This is a genomic window from Parabacteroides hominis (genome assembly GCF_014287585.1).
In the GTDB taxonomy this organism is placed as follows: Bacteria; Bacteroidota; Bacteroidia; order Bacteroidales; family Tannerellaceae; genus Parabacteroides; species Parabacteroides hominis.
On sequence record NZ_JACOOJ010000001.1, the window covers coordinates 75,476 to 100,654 of the forward strand.

General features: G+C 49.4%; 16 protein-coding genes. 9 read left to right on the forward strand and 7 right to left on the reverse strand.

Features of this window, described 5'->3' with window-relative positions; translation table 11 throughout:
• The first annotated feature begins 2 nt into the window (after nucleotides 1–2).
• The 3 genes from H8S65_RS00310 to H8S65_RS00320 all read left to right on the forward strand — a co-directional run bounded on the left by H8S65_RS00310 (nucleotide 3) and on the right by H8S65_RS00320 (nucleotide 4,060).
• On the forward strand, nucleotides 3–1,424 hold the full coding sequence (locus H8S65_RS00310) for a glycoside hydrolase family 30 protein (RefSeq protein ID WP_186927971.1): 1,422 nt from the start codon (nucleotides 3–5) through the stop codon (nucleotides 1,422–1,424).
• 103 nt (nucleotides 1,425–1,527) lie between these two features.
• Nucleotides 1,528–3,066, forward strand: coding sequence for an alpha-N-arabinofuranosidase (locus H8S65_RS00315; protein WP_186927972.1), 1,539 nt, complete (start codon nucleotides 1,528–1,530; stop codon nucleotides 3,064–3,066).
• An 82-nt stretch (nucleotides 3,067–3,148) separates the two neighbouring features.
• A complete protein-coding gene (locus H8S65_RS00320; protein ID WP_186927973.1) occupies nucleotides 3,149–4,060 on the forward strand; it encodes a nucleotidyltransferase family protein in 912 nt (303 codons plus the stop codon).
• 70 nt (nucleotides 4,061–4,130) lie between these two features.
• Here the strand turns inward: H8S65_RS00320 and H8S65_RS00325 are convergent, their stop codons facing one another.
• From H8S65_RS00325 to H8S65_RS00335, 3 genes are all read right to left on the reverse strand, one after another.
• On the reverse strand, nucleotides 4,131–5,720 hold the full coding sequence (locus H8S65_RS00325) for a SusD/RagB family nutrient-binding outer membrane lipoprotein (protein ID WP_186927974.1): 1,590 nt from the start codon (nucleotides 5,718–5,720) through the stop codon (nucleotides 4,131–4,133).
• A gap of 10 nt (nucleotides 5,721–5,730) precedes the next feature.
• Entirely contained in the window at nucleotides 5,731–8,832 is a 3,102-nt protein-coding gene (locus tag H8S65_RS00330) for a SusC/RagA family TonB-linked outer membrane protein (RefSeq protein WP_186927975.1), read from the reverse strand.
• 138 nt (nucleotides 8,833–8,970) lie between these two features.
• Entirely contained in the window at nucleotides 8,971–10,257 is a 1,287-nt protein-coding gene (locus H8S65_RS00335) for a DcaP family trimeric outer membrane transporter (protein WP_186927976.1), read from the reverse strand.
• 127 nt (nucleotides 10,258–10,384) lie between these two features.
• On the opposite strand from H8S65_RS00335, the gene H8S65_RS00340 reads away from it, so the two are divergent.
• From H8S65_RS00340 to H8S65_RS00360, 5 genes are read left to right on the forward strand one after another with little or no spacing between them, the layout of a single operon-like run.
• Nucleotides 10,385–11,056: a peptidylprolyl isomerase gene (locus H8S65_RS00340; protein WP_186927977.1), complete on the forward strand. Its 672-nt coding sequence runs from the start codon at nucleotides 10,385–10,387 to the stop codon at nucleotides 11,054–11,056.
• Between the two features lie 10 nt (nucleotides 11,057–11,066).
• The gene (locus tag H8S65_RS00345; RefSeq protein ID WP_186927978.1) at nucleotides 11,067–11,828 is read left to right on the forward strand and encodes a peptidylprolyl isomerase; all 762 of its coding nucleotides are present in this window, start codon (nucleotides 11,067–11,069) and stop codon (nucleotides 11,826–11,828) included.
• Nucleotides 11,825–13,162, forward strand: a complete 1,338-nt coding sequence (locus tag H8S65_RS00350) for an MATE family efflux transporter (protein WP_186927979.1) — start codon at nucleotides 11,825–11,827, stop codon at nucleotides 13,160–13,162. The genes H8S65_RS00345 and H8S65_RS00350 overlap by 4 nt, the downstream gene beginning before the upstream one ends.
• Before the next feature lie 3 nt (nucleotides 13,163–13,165).
• Entirely contained in the window at nucleotides 13,166–15,163 is a 1,998-nt protein-coding gene (locus H8S65_RS00355; protein ID WP_186927980.1) for a fructose-1,6-bisphosphatase, read from the forward strand.
• Nucleotides 15,164–15,174: 11 nt separating this feature from the next.
• Complete coding sequence (locus H8S65_RS00360) at nucleotides 15,175–16,095, forward strand: DMT family transporter (RefSeq protein ID WP_186927981.1); 921 nt, start codon at nucleotides 15,175–15,177, stop codon at nucleotides 16,093–16,095.
• Nucleotides 16,096–16,183: 88 nt separating this feature from the next.
• On the opposite strand, the gene H8S65_RS00365 is transcribed toward H8S65_RS00360, so the two are convergent.
• Nucleotides 16,184–17,683 carry a SusD/RagB family nutrient-binding outer membrane lipoprotein gene (locus H8S65_RS00365; protein WP_186927982.1) on the reverse strand — a complete coding sequence of 500 codons (1,500 nt, stop codon included), beginning with the start codon at nucleotides 17,681–17,683 and terminating at the stop codon, nucleotides 16,184–16,186.
• 18 nt (nucleotides 17,684–17,701) lie between these two features.
• Nucleotides 17,702–20,953: a SusC/RagA family TonB-linked outer membrane protein gene (locus H8S65_RS00370; RefSeq protein WP_186927983.1), complete on the reverse strand. Its 3,252-nt coding sequence runs from the start codon at nucleotides 20,951–20,953 to the stop codon at nucleotides 17,702–17,704.
• A 1,702-nt stretch (nucleotides 20,954–22,655) separates the two neighbouring features.
• On the opposite strand from H8S65_RS00370, the gene H8S65_RS00375 reads away from it, so the two are divergent.
• Nucleotides 22,656–22,907: a hypothetical protein gene (locus tag H8S65_RS00375; RefSeq protein WP_186927984.1), complete on the forward strand. Its 252-nt coding sequence runs from the start codon at nucleotides 22,656–22,658 to the stop codon at nucleotides 22,905–22,907.
• A gap of 427 nt (nucleotides 22,908–23,334) precedes the next feature.
• On the opposite strand, the gene H8S65_RS00380 is transcribed toward H8S65_RS00375, so the two are convergent.
• Together H8S65_RS00380 and H8S65_RS00385 are read right to left on the reverse strand one after the other, a co-directional pair.
• Nucleotides 23,335–23,523 (reverse strand): T9SS type A sorting domain-containing protein, encoded by a 189-nt coding sequence (locus tag H8S65_RS00380; protein ID WP_186927985.1) that lies wholly within the window; start codon nucleotides 23,521–23,523, stop codon nucleotides 23,335–23,337.
• A 148-nt stretch (nucleotides 23,524–23,671) separates the two neighbouring features.
• Nucleotides 23,672–25,171, reverse strand: coding sequence for a RagB/SusD family nutrient uptake outer membrane protein (locus H8S65_RS00385; RefSeq protein ID WP_186927986.1), 1,500 nt, complete (start codon nucleotides 25,169–25,171; stop codon nucleotides 23,672–23,674).
• Between the last annotated feature and the right edge of the window lie 8 nt (nucleotides 25,172–25,179).

Consider the following 25,179-nt stretch of genomic DNA (forward strand, 5'->3'; position numbering starts at 1 on the left):
ACATGAAAAACACATTCATAAGTTTGATGGCTGCCGTCGTGCTTCCCCTGTTCGCACAGGCGGAAGCGACGGAAAGCGAACTTGCCGTAATCGATCCGTCCCAGCGTTACCAGCAACTCGAAGGCTGGGGAAGTTCCCTTTGCTGGTGGGCCGCCCAAGTCGGAAACTGGGACGAGAAGAAGGTGGACGAGATCGTCGACCTGATCACCTCTCCCGACAAACTCAACATGAATATCTTCCGTTATAATATCGGAGGGGGCGACGATCCGGCACATGCAGACGGCCACATGGTCAAAGGAAAAGGGAAACGGGCGGAAATGGAAGGATTCAAGGATTCTCCCACCGCCCCCTACAACTGGGAGGCGGATAAAGGACAACGCACGATCCTCTTGAAGATCAAAGAAAAACGCCCGGATGCCGTTTTCGAGGCATTCTCCAACTCCGCACCCTACTGGATGACCTACAGCGGTTGCGCCGCCGGAAATGCAGACCCGCTGAAAGACAACCTAAAACCGGAATATTACGAGATGTTCTGCGACTACCTGTTAGATGTCTGCAAGCATTACAAAACAGCCTATCAGATCGATTTCAAGACGTTGGAGCCTTTCAACGAGTCTTTTTCCGATTACTGGTATGCGGAAGGAAGCCAGGAAGGTTGCCACTTCGAACCGGAAAGCCAGATGAAAATCATCCGGATGCTATATCCCAAGCTGAAAGCCACGGGCCTCAACACCGTGCTGTCGGCCTCCGACGAAACCAACCTCCGGCAATTCCTGACCGTACAGAAATCCTATCAGGCAGCCGGAGACATCTGGGATAAATTGGGGCAGCTCAACACCCACACCTATTCCGGCACGAACGCCGAACGGGAGGAAGTACGAAGGCTCGTCCGGCAATCCGGCAAACCCTTCTGGCAGTCGGAAACAGGCCCCAGTAAAGGGCAAGGATTGGAAAGCAACCTGCTGCTCGCCCAGAAGCTATTCGACGACATGCGGATCATGCGCCCGCAAGCCTGGCTCGACTGGCAGCTGATGGAAGAGGGCAACAACGAATGGTGCGTTCTGCGCGGCAATTTCAAGACACAGGAATACAAGGCGATCAAGAACCTGTATGTCCGCATGCAAATCACCCGCTTCTTCAAACAAGGCTACACCTTTATCGAAACGGGGAACGCCGAGACGCTTGCCGCCCTCTCTCCTACGGGAAAAGAATTGGTCATCGCCGTTCTGAACACGACCGGCTCGGAGCGTCCTTTCGTCATCGACCTGAACAAGCTCTCCGGCAAAATCGCTTCCGTTAGCAATTGGCGCACAAGCGAAACGGAGGATTGCCGGTCTTTCCGGTCTGTCGAAGCGAAGGGGAAAAAGCTGGATTATACCCGGCCGGCCAAATCGTTGACGACATTCGTGATTGACCTGGAATAAGATGTTTCCATTACAAACGACAGGTTTCGCATTTACAAAACATAGTTTTCATTCAAACAAAACATAACTTTCATTCAAACAACACATAGTAAACAAAAATAACATGAAAACAGTATTAGTGAGTTTAATGGCAGCCGCCACACTGCCCCTCTTCGCCCAGAAAGACGCGAGCATCCGCATCTATCCAGAGCAGGGGAACCAACAGATCAGCAAACATATCTACGGACAGTTCGCCGAACACCTCGGAACCTGCATCTATGGCGGGCTCTGGGTCGGCCCCGAATCCGAAATACCCAATACGCAAGGTTATCGGAACGATGTGCTGAATGCCTTGAAAGACCTGCAAATCCCCAACCTCCGCTGGCCGGGCGGCTGCTTTGCCGACGAATACCACTGGATGGACGGGATCGGTCCGAAAGAAAACCGTCCGAAGATGGTGAACAACAACTGGGGCGGCACGATCGAAGACAACAGTTTCGGCACGCACGAGTTCCTGAACCTCTGTGAACTGTTAGGCTGCGAACCTTATATCAGTGCCAACGTCGGTAGCGGAACCGTTGAAGAGATGGCCAAATGGGTCGAATATATGACTTCGGAAGGCGACAGCCCGATGGCCCGCCTGCGCCGGCAGAACGGACGCGATAAGGCATGGAAAGTCAAATTCATCGGTGTCGGCAACGAAAGCTGGGGATGTGGCGGAAGCATGCGCCCCGAATATTACGCCGACCTCTACCGCCGCTACTCCACCTATTGCCGCAACTACGACGGGAACCGCCTTTTCAAGATCGCCAGCGGAGCCAGCGACTACGACTACAACTGGACGGAAACACTGATGAAAAACGTAGGCGGCCGCATGGACGGACTTTCCCTGCACTATTACACGGTAACGGGGTGGAGCGGCAGCAAAGGATCGGCCACGGATTTCAACAAGGACGACTATTACTGGACAATGGGCAAATGCCTCGAAATAGAAGATGTCGTCAAAAAACATATCCAGATCATGGACAAATACGACCCGCAGAAGAAGATCGGCCTGATGGTGGACGAATGGGGCACTTGGTGGGACGAAGAGCCGGGAACGATCAACGGCCACCTGTACCAACAGAACACCATGCGCGATGCTTTCGTGGCAGCCCTTACCCTGAACGTGTTCCACAAATATACCGACCGCGTCAAAATGACCAACATCGCCCAGATCGTCAACGTGCTCCAGTCCATGATCCTGACAAACGGCCCGAAAATGTTGCTCACGCCGACCTACTATGTATTCCAGATGTACAACGTGCACCAGGATGCCACTTTCCTGCCGATGGACCTGATCTGCGACAAAGCCAAAGTACGCGATAACCGCGAAGTGCCGATGGTAAGCGCCTCCGCCTCCAAAGACAAGGACGGACGTATCCATATCTCTTTGGCCAATGTCGATGTCGACAACACCCAAAACATCACCCTCGACCTGCAAGGACAGAAGATCAAGAGTGTGAACGGCCGCATCCTGACCTCCGCCTCCATCAACGATCACAACACCTTCGAGAAACCGGATGTCGTAAAACCGGCTACCTTCAACGGTGCGAAAATCGAAAAGGGACAGCTCAAGATCAACTTGCCAGCCAAGTCAATTGTCGTGTTAGAAGTAAATTAATTGTCAATTGTCAATTGTCAATTGTCAATTAATTCCTACTTTTGTCCGAAGAAAACAAAAACACTATATAAACTTAAAGATTATGAAACCTACATTATTCTTATTGGCTGCCGGAATGGGAAGCCGCTATGGAGGCTTGAAACAATTGGACGGACTGGGTCCTAACGGTGAAACAATCATGGATTATTCTATCTACGATGCTATCCACGCCGGTTTCGGTAAACTCGTTTTCGTTATCCGTAAAGATTTCGAACAGGATTTTCGCGACAAAATCATCTCCAAATATGAAGGTCACATCCCTTGCGAACTGGTATTCCAGGCATTGGACAACCTGCCCGAAGGATTCACCTGCCCGGCAGAACGTACCAAACCGTGGGGAACGAACCATGCTGTCATGATGGGAGCCGACGTGATCAAAGAACCGTTTGCCGTTATCAATTGCGACGACTTCTACGGACGCGACTCTTTCCAGACAATGGGTAAATTCCTGGCTGCACTGCCCGAAGGTTCCAAAAATGTGTACTCGATGGTAGGTTTCCGCGTAGGCAACACACTGAGCGAAAGCGGTACGGTTTCACGTGGTATCTGTAGCACAGATGCAAACAACCTGTTGACCTCTGTTGTCGAACGTACTAAAATCCAGCGTATCGACGGAGAAGTCAAATACATCGACGACAACGGCGAATGGACAGCTACTCCCGACACGACTCCGGTAAGTATGAACTTCTGGGGCTTCACTCCTGATTACTTCGCATACAGCCAGGAATTCTTCAAGACTTTCCTGAGCGATCCGAAGAACATGGAAAACCTGAAGAGCGAATTTTTCATTCCTCTGATGGTCGACAAACTGATCAGCGACAAGACCGCCACGGTCGAAGTCTTAGATACAGCCAGCAAATGGTTCGGCGTAACTTATCCGGAAGACCGTCAGGAAGTAGTAGACAAGATCCAGGCATTAGTCAATGCAGGTGAATATCCGGACAAATTGTTCTAAGAACAACATCTAATAAATCTCGTACAAAGGGCGGTTCACAGACCGCCCTTTTTTATGCACAGAACTCCCCCTAAAAATTCCGCCCCGTATCCCACCATAAACGGCTTCCGGCATGATCCGGTTTGCCGAAAGCGTTGACCAGCTTTTCATATAAAGGAGCATCCGTATCGGCCAAGTCAGCAGGGAAATTCAGACGGCGGATCATAATCTCGGTATCGATACAGCCATCCTTGCTGTTATTGAAACGCACCGGGAACAAACGAGGATAGCCCGTACGCCGCTGCTCAGCCCAGGCTTCATCGCCTTCGGGAAAAACAGCCAGCCATTTCTGCGTCAATATCTTTTCCAGTTTCACTTCGTTTGAGGCATCGTCCTCCCACTTGGGTGAAACCAGGCAGCGTGCCTCGATATTATTCGCCGGATCAAAGGCATCCACATAATCCGCCCCTGTCCGGTCCGACTGCAAATACTCGTCCAAACCATCCGCACCCCATTGCCGGAAAGAGGCGACCACCCCGTTACGATAGCAGACACCCGGCTCCTCGTCCGTCCATCCCCGCAAGGCGGCTTCGGCTCGCAGGAACCAAATTTCGGCAGCTGTCATCAGGATCGGTTCGGTAGTCTGGTTCACATATATCTTCGAATGGGAGGCATATAATAAATGGGAGAAGCAAGTGCCCTGCCGGATTCCCTTATACCGGGCAGCCTGATCCGCAGCAGGTTCGAAATAACGTTCCAGCCTCGGATCTCCATAGCCGGTCATAATCGACTCCATTGATGCATTCATGAACACTTCCCCCCATACCCGGTTGATCTCTCCCAACGGATTCTGATAACCGTTGCGGGTGGAAACCTTCACACACTCGGAAGACTGCTCGAAAACACCGGCCGGATCGCCCGATGATTTCCGGAACTCTTCTTCCGCTTTCACCGGATCGGCCATCGCAATACGAACAGCCAGACGCATCCTGAGAGAGTTGGCAAAACGAATCCAGGAAACAGGGCGGCCATCCAGCAAGAGATCGAAATCAGAAATGTCCGGCCCCTTCACTTTGGAGTCCATATATGTATGCAAGATTCCGACCGCCTCGTCCAGATCCCGGAAGAAAGCCGTGTACGCCTCCTGCTGCGTCTCCGGCCTGTAGCCTTCCGCCTCGTTGCCGAAATAAGTATAGACGATCGGGCCGTAGATATCCGAAATACGGTGCATAGCCTCCACCTTCAGGATTTTGGTCACCGCATACACCGAGGGATAATCCACCCGCGTGGAATCTTCGAGCTTTTTAATCTGCGGCATGACATAGGCATAGGTATATCCCCAATCCGTCCCGTTCCAGCCATCCTGGAGGTTATAGTCGGAATTGCTGCTCCCGCCGTTGTGGGGCTTATAATCGTGCATATAGCCGCTGAACATATCGGCATTCAGGTTTTGCATCAACTGATACGGCCAGTTCTTCCCTTTCCCGAAGTCGTAGTTGAAATAGATACCCTGCTGGATAATATCCAACGGAATACCCAGATTGTTGAAATCGATCTCCATATCTTCGTCGGTAATACCGGTCTGGTCCGTATTGATATCCTTAAAGTCTCCGGTACAGGAGACGGACAGAAGACAAACGACCGACAAGCAGGCGGACAGGATCGTATAAAGAGTTCTCATATTCCAATGATTAAAATTCACATTTGATATTAAATCCAAAACTGCGGGCAGTCGGCATCCCGTACACTTCGATCCCTTGGTTGTCATTTCCGGTAGACAAGATCAAGTCCGGATCGAAAGGAGCCTTCTTATAGATAAAGAACAGGTTGCGCGCCACGAACGAGAAGTTCACCTGGCTGAACACACGTGTCGCCTCCATCCATTTCTGCGGTAAGCGGTAACCTAACGAGAGTTCGCGCAGGCGGATGTTGGTGGCGTCGTACATATAATATTCCGTCACTCCGGCTCGCCCTCCTACGACGTTCTTATAGAAACCTTCCACGTTCTCGATCTTATGCCCTTCCAGCATCACAAATCCGGCATTGCGGGCGGCAGCCGTTTCTTTTGTCACCCCGAACAGATCCATATCCGCCAAGGTTTGCGAAAGGATATCCCCGCCGATACGGCTGTCGATCAGGAAAGAAAGGGTCACATCCTTATAACCGATCGTGTTGCTCCAACTCATTGCCAGTTTAGGGTTGCAGTTGCCAACTTTGATCAGGTTACCTTCTCCCTCTACTTGCGGCAGCCCTTTCTTCTCTCCTTCCGTTTCGTACAAGATTTGTCCGTTTTCATCCCGTCGGAACGCTTTCCCGTAGATATCGCCGAAAGAGCCTCCCTCCCTCAGCTTCATGGCGTAGCTGGAAGAGAAACCACTGGGGCCGTAGACAAACACCGGAAGTTCTTCATGCAGCTTGACGACCTTATTTTGGTTCGTAGACAAGTTCAGTTCGCTTTTCCAACTGACCTCCTTTCCCTGGACAGGCCAGCCGCCGATGCTCAGTTCCCACCCCATGTTCCGGATATCGCCGGCGTTCACATAGCGGTAGGCGTAACGGTCGCCGGACTTGGCAGGCAGTTTAAAGAACTGGTTGCGCGTATTCGTCTTGTACCAGGTTCCGCTGAAACTCAACCGGCTACCGAAGAAACGCCATTCCGTCCCCAACTCTACAGAGGTAGTCATCTCCGGCTTCATATCTTCAAACGGGGCGGCATCGGCATATTCGATCTCGCCTCCCGCCCCGACATGCGACACGGGGTTCGTCACATAAAGCGGTATATCGTTCCCGACCTTGCTCCACACCGCCCGTATCTTAGAGAAAGAGACCCACCGGGGAAACGGCAGCATCTTATCCATGATCCAGGCCGCCCCTACCGAAGGATAGAAGAAGCCGGAACCTTCGTTCGGAGTATAAGCCAGCGTACTCGCCCAGTCGTTTCGAGCGGTCAGATCGAGGATCAGGCTCTCCTTATACCCGACCTGGGCCGTCGCGAACACCGACTGCATTTGCCTGCGGGCGTCTATCTGCTGGTCGATATAAGCCGAACCGTTCATGTTGATATTGGCGATATTGAAGACATTCGCATACTTTAGCGAAGCTGTCTTCGAATCGTAGCGGAGCGAGTTGACCGTCTTGTCGTTGATGCTCGCCCCCACAGCCCCCTGAAGGGAGAAAACGCCAAGTTTCTTTTCGAACATCCCCATAATATCCCCGTAAAACATCGTCTCCTGATAATCCATCTCTATATAGCGACCATTCTTTCCGGCAAGCGCAGGGGCGGTCGAGGCATAGAACTTCTGCCTGATCTTGTCCGACACGTTATCGACACTTCCGCGAGCCTGCACACGGAACCAGTTCGTGACAATGAAATCGGCCGTCAGCGAAGCCATCGTCCGGTTGCGCAGGTCCTTGCTCCGGATGCGGTTCACCACCCAATAAGGATTCTGTTCGAAATCCTCGGTTCCCGAATGCCAGTTCTGGACATTCAGGTTACGGGAGTCGTCCCATACCTCAAACCGGTCCCGGTATTCCGATATATCCTTTCCACGCGGGAAACGATACAAGCCCACCAAAGAGTTCATATAAAATCCCCCGCTCGGATTGCGGTTTTCGATAGTCTGCCGGAAAAGGCTGATGTTCGCATCTAATTTCAAGCGGTCGTCGAACAGCTTGGCCGTTTCACGGAAGTTAATATTGTGCTTGCTCAGTTTATTATTATCCATAATCCCTTTGCCGGTCGTATTGGCATACGAGAAATAGGTCTGATAGCGGTCGTTGCCGGTACTGACGGACAAAGAAGTGATAGAGGTCAGTCCGGTGCGGAAGAAATCGCCGGCATTGTCATAGGCAGGCATCTCCTGTTTTTCGCCCCAGCTTTCCACCCCGTTGCTTTCTCCATAGGTATTCTGAAATTCGGGCAGGCAGAAAGCCTTGTCGAAGGTAAGATTAGTGGAGAAGGTTATTTTCCGCATATCGCTCCTCCCCTTCTTTGTCGTAATCAGGATCACGCCGTTCGCCGCCTGGCTGCCATACAAAGCTGCCGCGGGCGAACCTTTCAGGACACTGATGCTTTCCACATCCTCCGGATTCAGGTTCGAGACGCCATCGCCTCCGTCCCTGTTACCGGCATCCGCCGTGCCGCCAATAGCGGTAAAAGCCTGTTCGTTGGAAGTGTTTAGCACCGGAACCCCGTCGATCACATACAAAGGTTGATTATTCCCCGCCACGGAACGGATTCCTCGCATCAAGACTTTGGCGGAGCTGCCGAGGCCGGAAGACGTTTTGTTTACCTGCATCCCCGCCACCTTACCCGCCAGCGACAGGATCATATTCGGCTCTTTCACGCGTGTCAGTTCTTCCCCGCCGACCTGCTTCGCCGAATAGGTCAATGCCGATTCTTTGCGTTTGAGCCCCAGTGCGGTCACAATGACATCATCAAGCAGCAAAGCATTTTCCGACAATTTCACATAGACGGATTGTTGCCCCCGGACATATATTGCCTGGGGCTTATACCCGATAAAAGAAATCCTCAATATCGAACTGTCGGCTGCAAGTATTGTAAAATCTCCGTGCGCATCAGTTATAACGCCATTCGTCGTACCCTCTTCCACTACATTGGCCCCTGATAATGGTTTTTCATTTTCATCGACAACCTTACCGGATATTTTCACTTTGGACACCTGAGTCCCTGATGTCCGCAAATCCGTTAAAATCGAATCGTTACCCCCATGTGCATATACCGATACAAGCAACAGAAACAATAGGAAATAATTTCCCGGCAAAAATTTCATCTCGCTTATTCATTAGTTATTAACAAGGGCAAAGATATATAAAAAAAGAACTGTATCAAATAATTACGAACCGGGAAGATGTGCCAAACCGCCCCGTTCCCATGCTTGACACGAGGACAGGGCGATTTGGCAAATACCTTAGAAACTATACTGCACCGCCAAGTTCATCCTGTTGGCATGACGAGTGTCGCCGTTGAAATCCGTACGCCAGCCGCGCAGGTATTCGGCTCCGACCTGCAAGTCGGAAGTAATGTTCCAGAACAGAGTGGCGTTGAGATACTGCCCGTAGCGGTACTGATCGGAAGGAGTAGCGGGATAACCGTCATGGCTATAGAGGCGTGACTGCCCGTAGGTGCTGGTGACAAATACCTTCGGAGAGAAATTATACTGCATGCCGGCAAACCAGCCCATCATCGGGAGCACCTGCATCTTCCCCTCCTTTTCCGGATTCGGGACGACATCGACATTCAGCATGCTCATATCGTTCAGGAACTGCCCGATCCCCTTGCCGTAAACGCCCTGTCCGTAGACCTGCAAACGGTTCGTCAGGTTGAAGGTGGCGGAAGCCAAAACGCCCCATCCGATCTCCGACTCCGCCTTATGGGCCGTCAGATTGTCGTAGGTCATGCTGCGGATGATCGCCGCTGCCCGGAAATGGCTTTTAGGATTCCAGCCATACTGCACGTAGACCGGGAAGTTCGGCATCCGCTGTTTGGCGATGCTGACATGGTCGTTCGTCAGGCCGTCCACAACCGGCATTTCCACACCGATACCTGCTTTCAAGCCTTTGGCAAGCGCATGTTCGTAGCGGATCTGGGTGGCATGATAGATCGACATCCCGTTAGGGCCTGCAAAGTCGATCGTTGCGGGTACATTGCCCAAGTCCATGAACGAGCCGTAGTCATACCCTGCCGTAAAGCCGCGTGCCGACACATAGGCGTTTCTCAACTCGAATATCTTGCCGCTTCCCCCACGGAAGTTACCAGCGGTATAGACAACGAAATCTCCTAACAGGTCCGTATGCCCGACCAGCTTCAGGAAGATGGTACTGGTAGTGGCGTCCATCTGGAACTGGTTCCGTACATACGACTGCCCCCTGCCGGGGATCAATGCCGGATAGAAGTCTATATTATCGGAAATACCGCCGAAATCATATTCGGCAGCCAGTTTCACATAACCACCGATACCGAGAGCGAACTTGCCTTTCCGGTCTGTCAACAGGAAGCGGGGCGCTTTCGGTTCGTGGAAACGGGGACTCTGTGTCTCATTCATGATCCGGATAATCTCGTCGCCAGCCTTGTCGATGGTGACAAACATGATCGAGTTAGGTTCGTTATCCTCAACCACAACTTTCTGAGCCTGGGAATGGACTGAAACCAGCCCCATTCCGAGCAGTAGAACTGCGCTTTTCAACAATGTTTTCATAAATGTGCTTTTTGTTTAGATGAATTACCAACTTGAACAGATGCCGGCGGAAAAGGTTGTGTTAAATGGTTGCTTTAACGAGTAAATATCACTATTTTTGTTGCCATAATACAAAAATAAGATGAAGATGAAAAAGCTGTTTGCTATATGTTTAGTGGCCCTCTCGGCTCTGATATCCGTCCATTTGCAAGCGCAAGAGGTTGAAACGCTGGTGTTGATCGATACCGATATGGGAAAAATCAAGGTAAAACTCTTTAACGACACGCCCCAGCATCGTGACAATTTTATCAAAAACGTGAAGGAGCACCTCTATGACGGGCTGTTGTTCCACCGTGTCATCAAACAGTTTATGGTACAGGCGGGCGACATCAATTCCAAAGACGCCCCGATGGAACAACACTTAGGCGACGGCGACCCTGACTATACCATCCCGGCGGAGATCGTCTACCCGAAATACTTCCATAAACGCGGCATGTTCGCCGCCGCCCGTACAGGCGACGACGAGAACCCCGAACGCGCCTCGTCGGCCACCCAGTTCTATATCGTCACCGGCAAGTTCTTTACAGAAATGGAACTCGACAAGATGGAGAAGGAACAGAGCGTCACCTTCACCCCCGAACAGCGCCAAGCCTATATGCTGGAAGGCGGCACGCCCCACCTGGACGGGAAATACACGATCTTCGGCGAAGTCGTGAGCGGCATGAAGGCGGTCGACAAGATCCAGTTCACCGAGACGAACGCAGATGACCGTCCCGTCAAAAACATCAAGATCAAGTCAATGAAGATAGTCAACAAATAAACAACAAAGAATGGAAACGAAAGAAACATTAGTGGTGATGGATACCACCCTCGGAAAGATAAAAATCAAATTATACAACGATACGCCGCAGCACCGCGACAATTTCATCAAGCTGGCGAAAGCCGGGCAATACGACGGCCTGCTGTTCCACCGCGTCATCAAGGACTTTATGGTGCAAGGTGGCGACGTCACCTCCAAAGACGCCCCGATGAACAAGCAGTTAGGAGCCGGAGACCTGGGCTATACCGTTCCGGCGGAGTTCAACTATCCCAAATATTTCCACAAAAAGGGAGCCTTGTGCGCCGCCCGTACCGGAGACGAAGTAAACCCGGAAAAGGCTTCGTCAGCCTCGCAGTTCTACATCGTCACCGGTAAGAAATACTCGGAAAACGAACTCGGCCAGATGGAAAAGCAACTGGAAGGACGCCTGAAGCAAGCCATCTTCAACCGCCTCCAGACGGAGAACAAGCCCAAGATCATGGAACTCTACCGCAGCGGCAACAAAGAAGAGCTTGCCGTGCTCCGCGACACCCTGATCGGCAAGACCGAACTGGAAGCCGAAAAGCGGAAAGACGAGACGAAGATGCCTGCCGAACTGCGCGAGACCTACAAAACGGTCGGCGGCGTGCCCTTCCTCGATAACCAGTACACCGTGTACGGCGAAGTGGTGGAAGGCCTGGATGTCGTAGACGCCATCCAGCAAGTAAAGACCAACAAACAAGACCGCCCGACGGAAAATGTAGTAATCAAGTCGGTAGAGGTTTTGGAATGATGCAGTTTTCGGTCTACAAGGAACATTACAAAGAAACGATACGCCTGGGTGTCCCGATCATGTTGGGGCAGCTGGGCATTATTGTTGTCGGCTTTGCCGACAACATCATGGTCGGGCATCACAGCACAGCCGAACTGGCAGCCGCCTCCTTCGTCAACAACTTCTTCAACCTCGTCTTCATTGCCGGGATGGGATTCTCCTACGGGCTTACCCCCATCATCGGGGGACTCTTTGCCCAAAAAAAATATGTCCGGGCAGGCGAAACGCTGAAAAACAGCCTTTGCATCAACTTCATCGTGGGAGTGTTGCTCAGCCTTTGCATGTTGATATTGCTCCTGAACATCCGGATTCTGAAGCAGCCGGAAGAACTGATGCCCTATATCGTGCCCTACTACATATTGCAGCTCATCTCGATCCTCTTTGCCATGCTGTTCAACTCGTTCAAGCAATTCAGCGACGGCACGACCGACACGGTCACCCCGATGTGCGTCATGTTGGGGGCCAATGTGCTCAACATCATCGGGAACTACCTGCTGATATATGGCAAGTTCGGATGTCCCGAACTGGGGCTTACCGGCGCCGGCATCTCGACACTTGCCAGCCGCATCCTGACATTCGGGGTGTTCTGCCTCCTGTTTGCCAAGCATTCTCGCTACAAACCCTACCTGGAAGGGTTCAGGAAAGGGACGGTCAACCATACGAACATAGGCAACTTAGTGCGCCTCGGCCTGCCGGTCGGTTTCCAGATGGGAGTCGAGACAGGCTCGTTCAGCCTGAGTGTCATCATGATGGGCTGGCTGGGGAGCACGGCGCTCGCCGCCCACCAGGTGTTAGGCGTGATCACCACGCTCGGCTTCATGGTCTATTACGGCATAGCGGCGGCGGTCACCATACGCGTAAGCAGCTTCAGGGGGTGGAACGACTGGCCTGCCATACGGCATGCCTCTTTTGCCGGCCTGCATCTGGTCATGGGGACGGCCATCGTCGTGGTACTCCTGATCGGGGTGTTCCGCAACAATATGGGCTATATCATCACCCCGGAAAAAGAGGTGGTCGAACTGGTCGCCCTGCTCGCCTGGTCGGCGATCCTGTATCAGGTGGGCGACGGGCTGCAAATCCTTTTCGCCAATGCCCTGCGCGGCATCTCGGATGTCAAATACATGGCCTATATGGCCTTCTTCTGCCACTTCGGGCTGGCGCTCCCCATCGGTTACCTGTGCGGATTCACCTTCGGCTGGGGAGCTATCGGCATCTGGTGCGGCTTTCCGGTCAGCCTGACCGTTCTCGGCCTGTTGCTTTGGAGACGTTTCAATCGATTGACAATAAAAAATTAGTGTATGACTAAAGACATAACAGCAGAACACGTATTAAACGACCTGCGCTACCTGACGCTATTGGCACGCAGTTTTCCGACGGTGGCAGATGCCAGCACGGAAATCATCAACCTCGAAGCCATCCTGAACCTGCCGAAAGGGACGGAGCATTTCCTCTCCGACATCCACGGCGAGCACCAGGCTTTCAACCATGTGCTGAAGAACGCCTCCGGTGCGATCAAACGCAAGGTGAACGAGATATTCAGCAACACGCTACGCGATTTCGAAAAGAAAGAGCTTTGCACGCTGATCTACTACCCGGAACAGAAGTTAGAATTGATCCGGCAACGCGAAAAAGACCTGGACGACTGGTATCTGATCACGCTGAACCAACTGGTACGCGTATGCCGGAACGTCTCTTCCAAATACACGCGCTCGAAAGTGCGCAAGGCATTGCCGAAGGAGTTCTCCTATATCATCCAGGAGCTACTCCACGAGTCGAGCGACGAGCCAAACAAGTCCGCCTACGTGGACCAGATCATCAACACGATCATCTCGACCGGCCGGGCCAACGACTTCATCATCGCCATGTGCAACCTGATCCAACGCCTCACGATCGACCTGCTGCACATCATCGGCGACATCTACGACCGCGGACCGGGCGCACACATCATCATGGACACGCTTTGCAATTACCATAACTTCGATATCCAGTGGGGTAACCACGACATCCTCTGGATGGGAGCCGCCGCCGGCAATGCGGGGAGCATCGCCAACGTGATCCGCATGTGCTTGCGCTACGGCAACCTGGCGACCCTGGAGGACGGCTACGGCATCAACCTCCTGCCCTTAGCGACATTCGCGATGGAAGTCTATGGCGACGATCCCTGCGAACTGTTCATCCCGCGCACCAACGCGTCGGATGCGACTTTCGATGAAAAGACGACCCAGCTGATCGCCCGCATGCACAAGGCGATCACCGTCATACAGTTCAAGGTGGAAGGCGAGATCATCCGCCGCCGTCCGGAATTCGGGATGGACGACCGCCTGTTGCTCCACCACATCGACCTCCGGCGCGGAACGATCCGCATCGAAGGAAAGGAATATGAGTTGAAAGACAAGAACTGGCCGACGCTCAACGCTAAAGACCCCTATGCTCTCTCCATCGAGGAGGAGGAACTGATGCGACGCATCAAACATTCGTTCGAGTACAGCGAGAAGCTGAAGAAGCACATGCGCTGCCTGTTCACGCACGGCAGCATGTACCAGGTCTGCAACTCCAACCTGCTCTTCCACGCCTCCGTCCCGATGAACCCCGACGGCACGCTCAAGGCGATCCGGATCGAAGGAACGGAGTATAAGGGCAAAGCCCTGCTGGACAAAGTGGACCAGTTGGTACGCACCGCCTACTTCGACGCCGACGACAGCCCGGAGAAGGACTTTGCGATGGATTACATCTGGTATCTCTGGGAAGGCAAGGACTCTCCCCTCTTCGACAAGAGCCGGATGGCGACTTTCGAACGTTGCTTCATCGACGACAAATCGGTACAGAAGGAGGAAAAAGGCGCCTACTACTCCCTCCGCGAAGAGGAACCAGTCTGCGACATGCTGTTGGACGAGTTCGGCGTCACCGGCCAGCACCGCCACATCATCAACGGACACGTCCCCGTACGCTCCATCAAAGGCGAGAACCCGATCAAGGCGAACGGTAAACTGCTTGTCATCGACGGCGGCTTCTCCAAAGCCTACCACCCTGAGACGGGCATCGCCGGTTATACCCTGGTCTACCATTCGCGCGGTTTCCAGCTTGTGCAGCACGAGCCGTTCCTGTCGACCGACCAGGCCATCAAGGAGGGCAAGGACATCCGTTCCACCACCATCGTCGTGGAGTTGAACTCCCACCGCCAGATGGTCAAGGACACGGACAAGGGGGCGGACCTGCAAAAGCAGATCCACGACCTGGAAAAGCTCCTTTATGCCTTCCGCAACGGGTTTATCAAAGAAAAAGAGCGTTATAAATAAGAACACCTATTATGAATAGCGAGAAACTGAAAGGTCACATCCTGATATTGATAACCAATATCCTGTTTGCCGTCAATATGCCGATATCCAAATATCTGCTGCCGGCGCACGTTCCCCCCGAAGGTCTTACGATCATGCGCATGGCTTTCGCCTGCGTGATGTTCTGGATCGTGTCTCTCTTCACGGTAAAAGAGAAAGTGCCGCTGAAAGACTTAGGGATGCTTTTTGTCTGCGCCCTTTGCGGGGTGGGGATCAACCAAGGGTTGTTTATCGTCGGGCTGAACCGTTCTTCTCCTGTCGATGCCTCCATCATCGCCACCGCCGTGCCGATCTTCGTCCTGCTGCTGGCCGCCGTCATCCTGAAGGAGCCGATCACCCGGAAGAAATCGTTCGGGGTATTCATGGGGGTGAGCGGCGGGTTGCTGCTTGTCTTCAGCTCCACACATGCCGCCGACAGCATCAGCAGCCTCGACGGTGACGTGATGATGATCGTCAGCGGGTTGATGTACGCCATCTACCTAGTTCTGTCGAAGCCGCTCTCCCTGCGCTATTCATCGGTCACGATGATGAAATGGATGTTCCTGTTCACGACACTGACACTGGTCCCCTTCACCTTCCGGCATGTGCTCGACGCTCCCGCTTTCCACCGTGAGACTTTGGATTTCGTAGAGTTAGGTGCGATCTTCTACGTCCTTTTCGGGGCAACGTTCCTCCCCTACCTGCTCATCCCGATGTCTTTGAAGCGAATCCGCCCGACAACGGTCAGCATGTACAACTACGTGCAGCCGATCGTCGCTTCGTTCATCGCCGTCATGATCGGGCAAGACACCTTTTCCTGGCAGAAATTCCTGTCGGCGATCCTGGTCTTCACGGGCGTTTACCTCGTGACACAGAGCAAAAGCAGGGCAGATATGGAAAAGGAAAACCGGTGACTTTCACAAGCCACCGGTCTGAAAAGGATACACAAAAGTGTGTCTCTCTAAGAATGTGTAATCCACTAATAATCTATTGCGTATAAAATCAATTCACATCCGTACGCGTGTCCCACCACATCTGTTTGCCCCAAACATAATCCTGAATACCGGCAGCGGCAGCGGTTACGTTTGCTTCATTATACAAATACTCATTCTGCGGATACGGGAAACGGAACGGTACATCATTATGAATGCCTTTATAAGTCGAACGTGCACCTGGATATTGCGGCGTAACGCCGTCGGCGGCCTTTGCCGTATGGATGTAAGTCGGATAGCCCGTCCGGCGATACAATGACCAAGCTTCGATATTCTGCTTGAACAAAGCGACCCACCATTCGAAATACAAACGGTCTAACGTCCCGTCCCACTTTCCTTTTCCAGCCAAATAAGCATCGGCGGCGGCGGCATCCAAATCATTATCTTCCATAGATAGACGTACGGCTTGCTCATAGGCATCAGCAGCGGTCATCGGTACATTCCAACCTTTCGATGCAGCTTCGGCCATGATAAAATAGTTCTCGCAAGCCCGGTAGAAAGGAGAAAAGCCAGCCGGATCTTCACGATATTTGACACCCATTCGGGATATGTCATGGATCGATTTGGGAGGGGCAGCAGCTCCATTCTCGAAACCACGGTATTCGCCATCGTTTCTCGCAGGCTTTGCCACAACAGCCAGACGGGGATCTTCCATTTTCTTCAAATGATCGATAAAGATTTCCGCCATACCGTCGTCGTCACGTGTTCTGAAATTATTATAATAACGTTCGAAATAATCTCCTGAACCCTGCCACCAGAAATAAGCATTATCATCACATTCGGTAATATAGGGATATCGAGAAGGATTCGAAAGAATTTCCTCTACAATACTTTGAGAGCCGGAATAAACCCCGGAAATACGCATTGCCACGCGCAAACGCAAGGAGTTGCAGAATTTCTGCCATTTCTCCACTTTTCCGTCATACAGGAAATCACCTTCGCCCAAATCATCACTGCCCAAACCATCAGCCCAACTATCGGCTACAGCCTTCAAATTGTCTAATATTTTAGGGTAAATATCCGATTGGGCGTCATAAGATGCTTTTAATATTCCTCCAGCCTCCGGCGCCCCCTTGAAAGCCTCCGAATAGGGTATGTCGCCGAAACAGTCCGTACACATCAGAATCAGATAATTTTGCATCACAGTACAGACATTCCGCATATTCTTGTTGCCATCTGGTTCTGCTTCCGTCTGGTCCAAGATGTCCTGCAACTGCGTATGTCCCCAATAGGTCTGATACCAACGGTTCCCATACGTATTATTAGAAGGGATATATCCACCGTAATTATTCAGATACTGAACTTCCGATACATATCCGGCCCATTGGGCGATATCCAAGTCACCACCATACTGATCGGCAGTTCTGCGTAACACATCTGCCAACATATTCGTATAAGGAACCTTACTATAGGCGTCCGGATCAGTATTTATCTCTTCAAAGGATCCTGTACATCCTGTGGCAAACATCGTAGCCAACGAGATTGCCCATATTTTATATTTATTGTTCATAACTCGATAATTTACTGGTTAAAATGTCAAACCTAATTTAAGACCGAAACTGCGTGAACCGGGCGTAGAACTTTGTTCCAAGCCGACACCACGGCTATCGCTTGCCACACCACCTGATTCAGGATCAATACGCAACGTATTGGAAGAATGTACCCAGAGCAATGCCAAATTTGTCCCGATCAAAGAAATTGTCGCACGATTGAAATACCTCGTCTTATTCAAGATCGATTTCGGTACGTCATAAGAGATATAAGCCTCGCGCAACTTCAAGAACGAACCGTCGAACACGTACATTTCGGCGACATTATTACTATTGAACCATGAAAAAGCATCTGTTTCGATCGTGTTTTCCACCCAATTCCCGTTTGCATCCGGCATGACGAAGCGCTCATTTGTCAAAACATCTTTACCGGCAACAATCGGACGTTCACGAATACCGTTTTCAGCCGTTACTTTGGCTACACCGGTCTGATAAGAATGTGACATCGTCTGAGACCAGATATCGCCGCCTATGCGCAAGTCAAGCAAGAAACCGAATCCGAAATTCTTATACGTGAAGTCGTGACGCCATCCCATCATGAAGTCGGGAGTTACATTTCCCATCACTTTCGAAGCATCTTTATCCAAAGCACCGTTCGCAAGCAACTTGATCGCGCCGATCTGGTCTGCCGTAGCGTTTCCTGCATTCACGTCATCCTGATCCACACGTTTAAAGCCCTCACCAACTAAAGCACCCCATTTTTCACCTACTTTTGCCTGGGTCGCAATGCCCCAGGTCCAACCTAACCCATAGGTGTCCAACAGCGGTTTTCCGGTTTCCGGATCATTATATAATTCCACGACCTTGCTCTTATCTTTAGCAAAATTCAAGGTAGAGCTCCAAGTGAAACCATCTTTTTGGCTACGGAAGATATCGCCTCTTACCTGAAGTTCGACACCTTTATTGTCAATCCGTCCGGCATTTACCAACATCGAACCGAATCCGACTACATTAGAAGTAGAGACAGACAATATTTGGTCTTTTGTTTGTTTCTGGTAATAAGCCAAATCAAAGTGCAAACGGTCATCGAACAAACCGACTTCCGTGCCGACTTCCCAAGTCGTGATACTTTCCGGTTTCAAGTCATAATTCGGATAGCCAAAACTTTTGTACATCTGCGAAACGCCGTTAAAAGAAGCGGACTCCGCATAATAATAATAGCTGTTGCGATAAGCGCTGGTTGCCGAACCGATCTGTGCGACACCTCCACGTAATTTCCAAAAAGACAACACGTCATTCTGAAGGTTCTCGAATGAAGCTGTCGGAATCCAACTCAAACTTACCGACGGGTAGAAGAATGCGTCACGAATCGTGGAACTCCAATCATTACGGGCGCTGACATCCATATACAACTGGCTCTTCCAACCCAAAGAAGCATTTGCGTAAACAGAGTTTGAACGGATATGGCTGTGATCCATTTCGGCTACAGCATCCCCGGACTTATTCGCCAATGTGTAAACACCGCGAACCGTCAGGGCATTCGCTCCGATCCGATGCGTTTCATAATTCAAATCACGATAATTGGCTCCCACGATTCCACTCAGGTTAAAATCGCCGAAAGTCTTGTTGACCGTTCCGATAATATCCGCATTCAACTCCGTATTGGTAGTATTGCGCTGGAAAAACGCGCCATCCGGATAGTCGCCACGGTCATAATAATGGCGTTCGAACGTTTTGGCATTGTAATAATCCATACCCACGCGGCCTTCGAACTTCAACCATTCGAACGGCTGGTAAAATAAAGAAGTTTTTGCAAAAACACGGTCACGCTGATAGCTGTTCGTATTTTCGTTAACCGTAAAATAGGGGTTCACATGCCACTGGTCGATCCAGTTATAATAAGTGTAATTGCCAGCTGCATCCTTTTGTGCCCAGTTTTCCTTCAACGATTTCATATTGACCTGGCGACCGGCCCACGTTACCAAAGAAACGACCGGGTTATTACTACCATATCCCTGACCGACAAGATTGTCGCTTTCCGTACGGGTGTAGTTGGCGGAGAGGTTGAAAGATATATACTTGTTCAATTTCATCTCCGTATTTACCTGGCCTGAATATTTCTTCTGATCCGTGTTAGGAATCGTACCCTTCTGGTCACGATAAGAAAGAGAAGCGCGAGTCGTAATCCGGTCTCCTTTTGCTTGTACGGAAACCATATGGTTCATTGTCAAACCGGTTTGGAAAAAATCCTTTACGTTATTCGGGCGGGAAACCCAATCCACATATTCGCCATTACTGTCAAACTGGCTGATCTTCAAGCCTACATCCAAACGAGGTCCCCATGACATATCTTCCTGGCCAACACCCGTATTATAGTCATAGCCATATCTGACAGCATAATCCTGATAACTCAAATCCGAATGTTCTCCATACTTCCAATAGTATTCTTCACCATACAATCCCTGGCCATACGAGTTTTGGAATCTGGGAAGATTAGCTACCCGGTCCATCGTCATATTCAGGTCATAAGAGATCGTCACGCCGTTCGAATTCTTCCCTGATTTGGTCGTGATCAGGATAACGCCGTTACCGGCACGCATGCCATACAGCGCGGCCGACCCACCCTTTAATACGGAAATAGACTCGATATCTTCCGGGTTAATATCGTTCAGACCTGACCCGTAGTCGACACCGTTATAAGCGTTATCACCTGAGCGCTGAGTGTCATTGGCGATAGGCACGCCATCCACGACAATCAACGGCTGCTGGTCCGAACTCAACGAGGAGTTGCCACGTACGGAGATACGTGAAGACGCACCGACCGACCCACCGAACTGATTCACCTGTACACCGGCAACCTTACCGCTTAACGAACTCGTAAGAGACGCACTTCCCGCCTTCGTCAACTCATCCGATTTTACTTCCTGAATTGCATACCCCAACGACTTCTTCTCGCGGTTCAACCCCATTGCCGTCACCACCACTTCGTCCAGACTGTGTAAATCGGATTCCAGGATAATTTTCAATCCGTCTTTAATCGCTACTTCCTGCGTTTTCATTCCCAAATAAGAAATAACCAACGTTTTGGCAGAAGCGGGCACTTCCAACGAAAAAACTCCGTCCACATCGGTAACGATACCGATCTGGGTTCCTCTCACGACTACAGCTGCACCAATCACAGGTTCATTGTCTTCCGCAGAGACAACTGTCCCTGTAATCTTGCGATTCTGAGCCAATACTATGTTCATGCTTGTTACCAAACATAACATAAGAAATAATACTCGTTTCATAGACACTATTTATTAATTGTTAATATATAAAAAGCCAACACGATCAAAGAACGTAGTTCTAAGAGAACTATGGCCATTTAAGAGCAGGTATTAATAAGAAAAGATGTAAACAGGGAATGGCATAAAGTTTTTTCAAAGATGGTTTCCCAAACAAAATGACATATTCTTCTCTTGAAGATATATTTTTTGCCTAAAAAATTGTATATTTAAAATACGATTCATATATTTGCAGCAGAATTAACAAATTATAGTTTTTGGTAAGCAAGATTTGTTTAATACAGGCAAAAATAGTTATAAGAGGGAGGATGTTTATATCTACTTTTACCATAGTTCTCTTAGAACGCAATCCTTATATTAACGAATATCAACCTTCAACATTCTAAATTTAATAATAGACACTCTATTTTTAAGCAATATTCGTTTCGATCGCCTTTTTAAAGTATTTTCGTTCCTCGTATAAAAAATAAATCAATAAAAAGATCAACTCGCAACAAAGCAACTTGAATTCCTCTTCATTCAAGCTATAAAAAACATTTAACAGACGGAGCAACGTCTGGCTACGTACACGTGACATCAGCCCTTTTTTAATGGGACATAAATGCAGGTTTATCTGTTAGCTCACATATAAATCAGCATTTATGTGTGGTAAAGCAGCAGGCTTATTGTATAATACCGGTTCCTTGACAACAAAATACAATCTTTAATAATAGGACTGAAATTCAGCTTTTTTGCGGGCAAAAAGGGCTTCATCGCCTGAGGTGCGCAGTTTTTTGCCACGAAGACGGTCATAATTGCCCTGAGGTGCGCAGTGTATATAGCATGACGACCGTCTTGATGGCGACGAAGACGGTCGTAAAGGAAACGAAGACGGTCGTCGTGGCGGGAAAGCCCTGGAATCGGTTTGAGATATACGGGAAATGACTCGACTTTTTTTATTACAGGCGATTCTCCGAGAGTTTAGGTTTTCCACAATATCCGTACTTTCTCCTATTCTGATTACAAAGAGACATCGTTTTTTCATTTCCCGCTTACGACATTTTTTAATCGTTACCAATTCCGGCTATAAGCCGGCAAAAAGTCAAATCAAAACGATCCGGAATTTTACCTGAAATAGAATCTGGGCCAATCTGGGGTTATTGTCATTTTATTATATAATGGATATTCAATCTTTCTTGTTTTTGGAATTATCATTCTTAGCATGTTCAAATCTTCTTACAATTGTCCTATTATTCTGTAAACATGTTATTGATTGCGAAAACAACTGTCATACTATCATGCTTCACTTTTTAAGTTATGAATATCAACACTTATATGGTATGTCAGTAGGCATGATGGATGGTTTTTCAACTATCATACCATCATGAATGGCCCTGATACGGGCATTTTGAGGAAAAGATCTAACGTCTTTTTGTTAAAAAAGTAACGTGTTCCGGCAAAAAAGGCTTATGCTTTCCGCAAAACATTCCATTTTTAACACTTTCGGAGTACGTCTATTTCGGGTAAAACGGCTAAAATGATGGTTAAACAGCTGATTTATGATAGTTGAATGATAGTTAAAAAGGAAACTATCATTGCTACACATAATGAAATTCAAATTATACATAAGAAACATGATAGTATGATAGTTGTTTTTTAAATCCATTGTAGTATTGATAAATTTGAACTGTAAATACTGATTTATCTGTTACTTTTGGATCAAGCCATGAATTCATCCGGCCGTATCCAGGACGAAAAAGGATCGAGCCGGGATCACTCGTCTTTAGGAGGAGACTTCGGCACGGCATTCAACCGGATCAAGAACACACGTCCTTATTGGGGCAAACAGGAAGGGCGGATACTTCTTAACGGGAAATACGCCCGCGACAAATCCAATGATTACAAAGCGAACGAATACCAGACTTCTTTCTCCTACTACACCGACAACCGGTTCTACAAAACGAACAAACGTTTCTGATCTTTATCCGGAAGACTGTCCGGATATGCAAACGGCAATAAACAGGGCCAACCTTCTTATCAAAAATACAAATCAAAAGATTTCAGCGGTTACGTTTCCCTGGGTATCGAGAAAGGCCGTATCGAATCGGTGACCGAGCTCTATTTCCAAACTTATTATTATTTCTCGCCCCAAGTCCGCCTGTCAGCCGATGTAAGGGGCGGTTTGGAATATATCAAGATAAGCATTGGGACACGGGACAATTGGGTTGTAACGGTTCGTTCAGTTGACTTTTACGTATTCGTTGTTCTAATCAAATATCCGTTCAAAGGAAATAGTTTTACGGATTCAAAAATGTCGATTTCACCTCTGTTTACCGTTCATTCAATCAAAAAAAGGGTTATCCCAATTTTGGAAGATAACCCCTTTTTTCTATTCACGTCACAAACTATTTCAGTATGATCTTATGAGATTCTACAGTTTCTCCCGTTACTATTTTCAACAGGTACAAACCATTGCTTACTCCTGATGCCTTGATCGTGCCACCGGAAACAGGCAACGAATTTTTCTTGACCAACGCTCCCGTTTCCATCCGGTACAATTCATATTGCACCAGACTAATATGTAGATGTTTCACCTGTTTTCGCCAACGTGTGGACTGTCGCATCCGCACTGCTTCCTTTACCAGTTATATATGGATAGGATTGAGCACTTATAGTCCCTATCGATCCCAAAAGAGACAATATAATCCAAACAAATTCCAACTTTTTCATATTCTATCAATTTTATGGTTCATAAACTCCGTCAAACGGATTCTGGTCACCGGCAGGCCAGATTTCATCAACTAAAGATTTGTTGTTCTTCATTTCGGCTCCCGGCAACTGGAAAATAAATCGCCATGAATTGGCAGGTAATGTGATCAAGCCCCCCCAATCCAGATGGTTGCCAGTACGCTCAAGCCCCTTCTGAGTCCGAAGCATATCGAACAAAGAAAAACCTTCTCCATAGAGTTCTTTTCTTCTTTCTCTCAGGATAGCTTCGATCAGTTCACTGCCGCTTGCTTCCGTACGCTTAGCGTTACGCAAGTCTTGAAGTTGCCACAACAACGCTTTCGCTTCCGTGTCTTTGCCCTGATGCGCACAGGCTTCCGCCGCATTCAGCAACATTTCGTCGGAACGCATGACCACCATCGATCCACGGCAATCTTCATTATCCCGGAACTTATGAGATATCCAGAATTCTTTTTTCGTTTCCCCCGAACCGACGGCCCAGCGTTCGAACTGCTTGAAACGGATATCGCCTTCATCAAACAGATCGGCAAACTGGTCGGAAAGAATAAAGCAGGCAAAAGTCCAGCACTTACGATCTCCATTATACCACATGGCAAAAGGAGAATAGTCGCCCATATTTTGTTCCTCCGTCTGTTTGATACCCCAAATCCAGGATTTGGCCAGATGGTCGTTAAACCCGTTTGCATATTCTTCCGCCGTCGTCAAAGGATAAGCCGCCAGCACTTTCTTTGCATATTCTTCTGATTTCGGCCAGTTGTTCATTACTTGATAAACCTGAGACAAAACGCCTTGTACAACCGTTTGGTCAAATACGTTCGGATAGCTGGAACTACGTACAAAGCCGTCCAACATCGGCTCGGCAGCCGTCAGGTCGGACAAGATTTGCCGATATGTATCTTCCAATGTCCCACGAGGTTTACCCTGTGTACTATCTATGGTCGGTTCTGTATAAATAGGGACACCCGGCATATCTTTCGCTATCGCATAAGTTTGCTGAAATAAGCGAGCCAGATTAAAATAGGTCCATCCGCGCAAAGCCAAGGCCTGCCCTTTGATATACTGTTTATCGATGTCTTCACCTTCCGAACCGTCGACATAGGTGATTACGGAATTCAGGTTATTGATCAACCGGTAATGGAAGGTCCACAACTGGCTGGCCCGGAAAATATTGGCTTGGGTTTCTCCCCAATAATTATAAACAAAGCCATACCAACCGCTACCATTACTCATCACGTCTTCACCGCACATGTCCGAAATCATCTGGATGGAAGGTATACCGTAGTCGTCACCCCGGTTAGCTCCCCCGCTACCATAGGCACGCATTTGATAATAACAACCATTCAAAGCTGACTGTGCGCCGGAAGTCGTTTGAAAGACATCCGTATCGTCGACAGATGTCGATGGTTTCGTATCCAAAAAATCACTACAGGAAACCAAACTCCCCGCTATGAGGCCTGTAGCCAAAACCGACAATATATAGTTCTTTGATTTCATTTTCTTCA

What these genes read in the sequence shown, in the direction of transcription:
- H8S65_RS00310 (WP_186927971.1), top strand. Translation starts at nt 3, where the DNA reads ATGAAAAACACATTCATAAGTTTGATGGCTGCCGTCGTGCTTCCCCTG.
- H8S65_RS00315 (WP_186927972.1), top strand. Translation starts at nt 1,528, where the DNA reads ATGAAAACAGTATTAGTGAGTTTAATGGCAGCCGCCACACTGCCCCTC.
- H8S65_RS00320 (WP_186927973.1), top strand. Translation starts at nt 3,149, where the DNA reads ATGAAACCTACATTATTCTTATTGGCTGCCGGAATGGGAAGCCGCTAT.
- H8S65_RS00325 (WP_186927974.1), bottom strand. Translation starts at nt 5,720, where the DNA reads ATGAGAACTCTTTATACGATCCTGTCCGCCTGCTTGTCGGTCGTTTGT.
- H8S65_RS00330 (WP_186927975.1), bottom strand. Translation starts at nt 8,832, where the DNA reads ATGAAATTTTTGCCGGGAAATTATTTCCTATTGTTTCTGTTGCTTGTA.
- H8S65_RS00335 (WP_186927976.1), bottom strand. Translation starts at nt 10,257, where the DNA reads ATGAAAACATTGTTGAAAAGCGCAGTTCTACTGCTCGGAATGGGGCTG.
- H8S65_RS00340 (WP_186927977.1), top strand. Translation starts at nt 10,385, where the DNA reads ATGAAAAAGCTGTTTGCTATATGTTTAGTGGCCCTCTCGGCTCTGATA.
- H8S65_RS00345 (WP_186927978.1), top strand. Translation starts at nt 11,067, where the DNA reads ATGGAAACGAAAGAAACATTAGTGGTGATGGATACCACCCTCGGAAAG.
- H8S65_RS00350 (WP_186927979.1), top strand. Translation starts at nt 11,825, where the DNA reads ATGATGCAGTTTTCGGTCTACAAGGAACATTACAAAGAAACGATACGC.
- H8S65_RS00355 (WP_186927980.1), top strand. Translation starts at nt 13,166, where the DNA reads ATGACTAAAGACATAACAGCAGAACACGTATTAAACGACCTGCGCTAC.
- H8S65_RS00360 (WP_186927981.1), top strand. Translation starts at nt 15,175, where the DNA reads ATGAATAGCGAGAAACTGAAAGGTCACATCCTGATATTGATAACCAAT.
- H8S65_RS00365 (WP_186927982.1), bottom strand. Translation starts at nt 17,683, where the DNA reads ATGAACAATAAATATAAAATATGGGCAATCTCGTTGGCTACGATGTTT.
- H8S65_RS00370 (WP_186927983.1), bottom strand. Translation starts at nt 20,953, where the DNA reads ATGAAACGAGTATTATTTCTTATGTTATGTTTGGTAACAAGCATGAAC.
- H8S65_RS00375 (WP_186927984.1), top strand. Translation starts at nt 22,656, where the DNA reads ATGAATTCATCCGGCCGTATCCAGGACGAAAAAGGATCGAGCCGGGAT.
- H8S65_RS00385 (WP_186927986.1), bottom strand. Translation starts at nt 25,171, where the DNA reads ATGAAATCAAAGAACTATATATTGTCGGTTTTGGCTACAGGCCTCATA.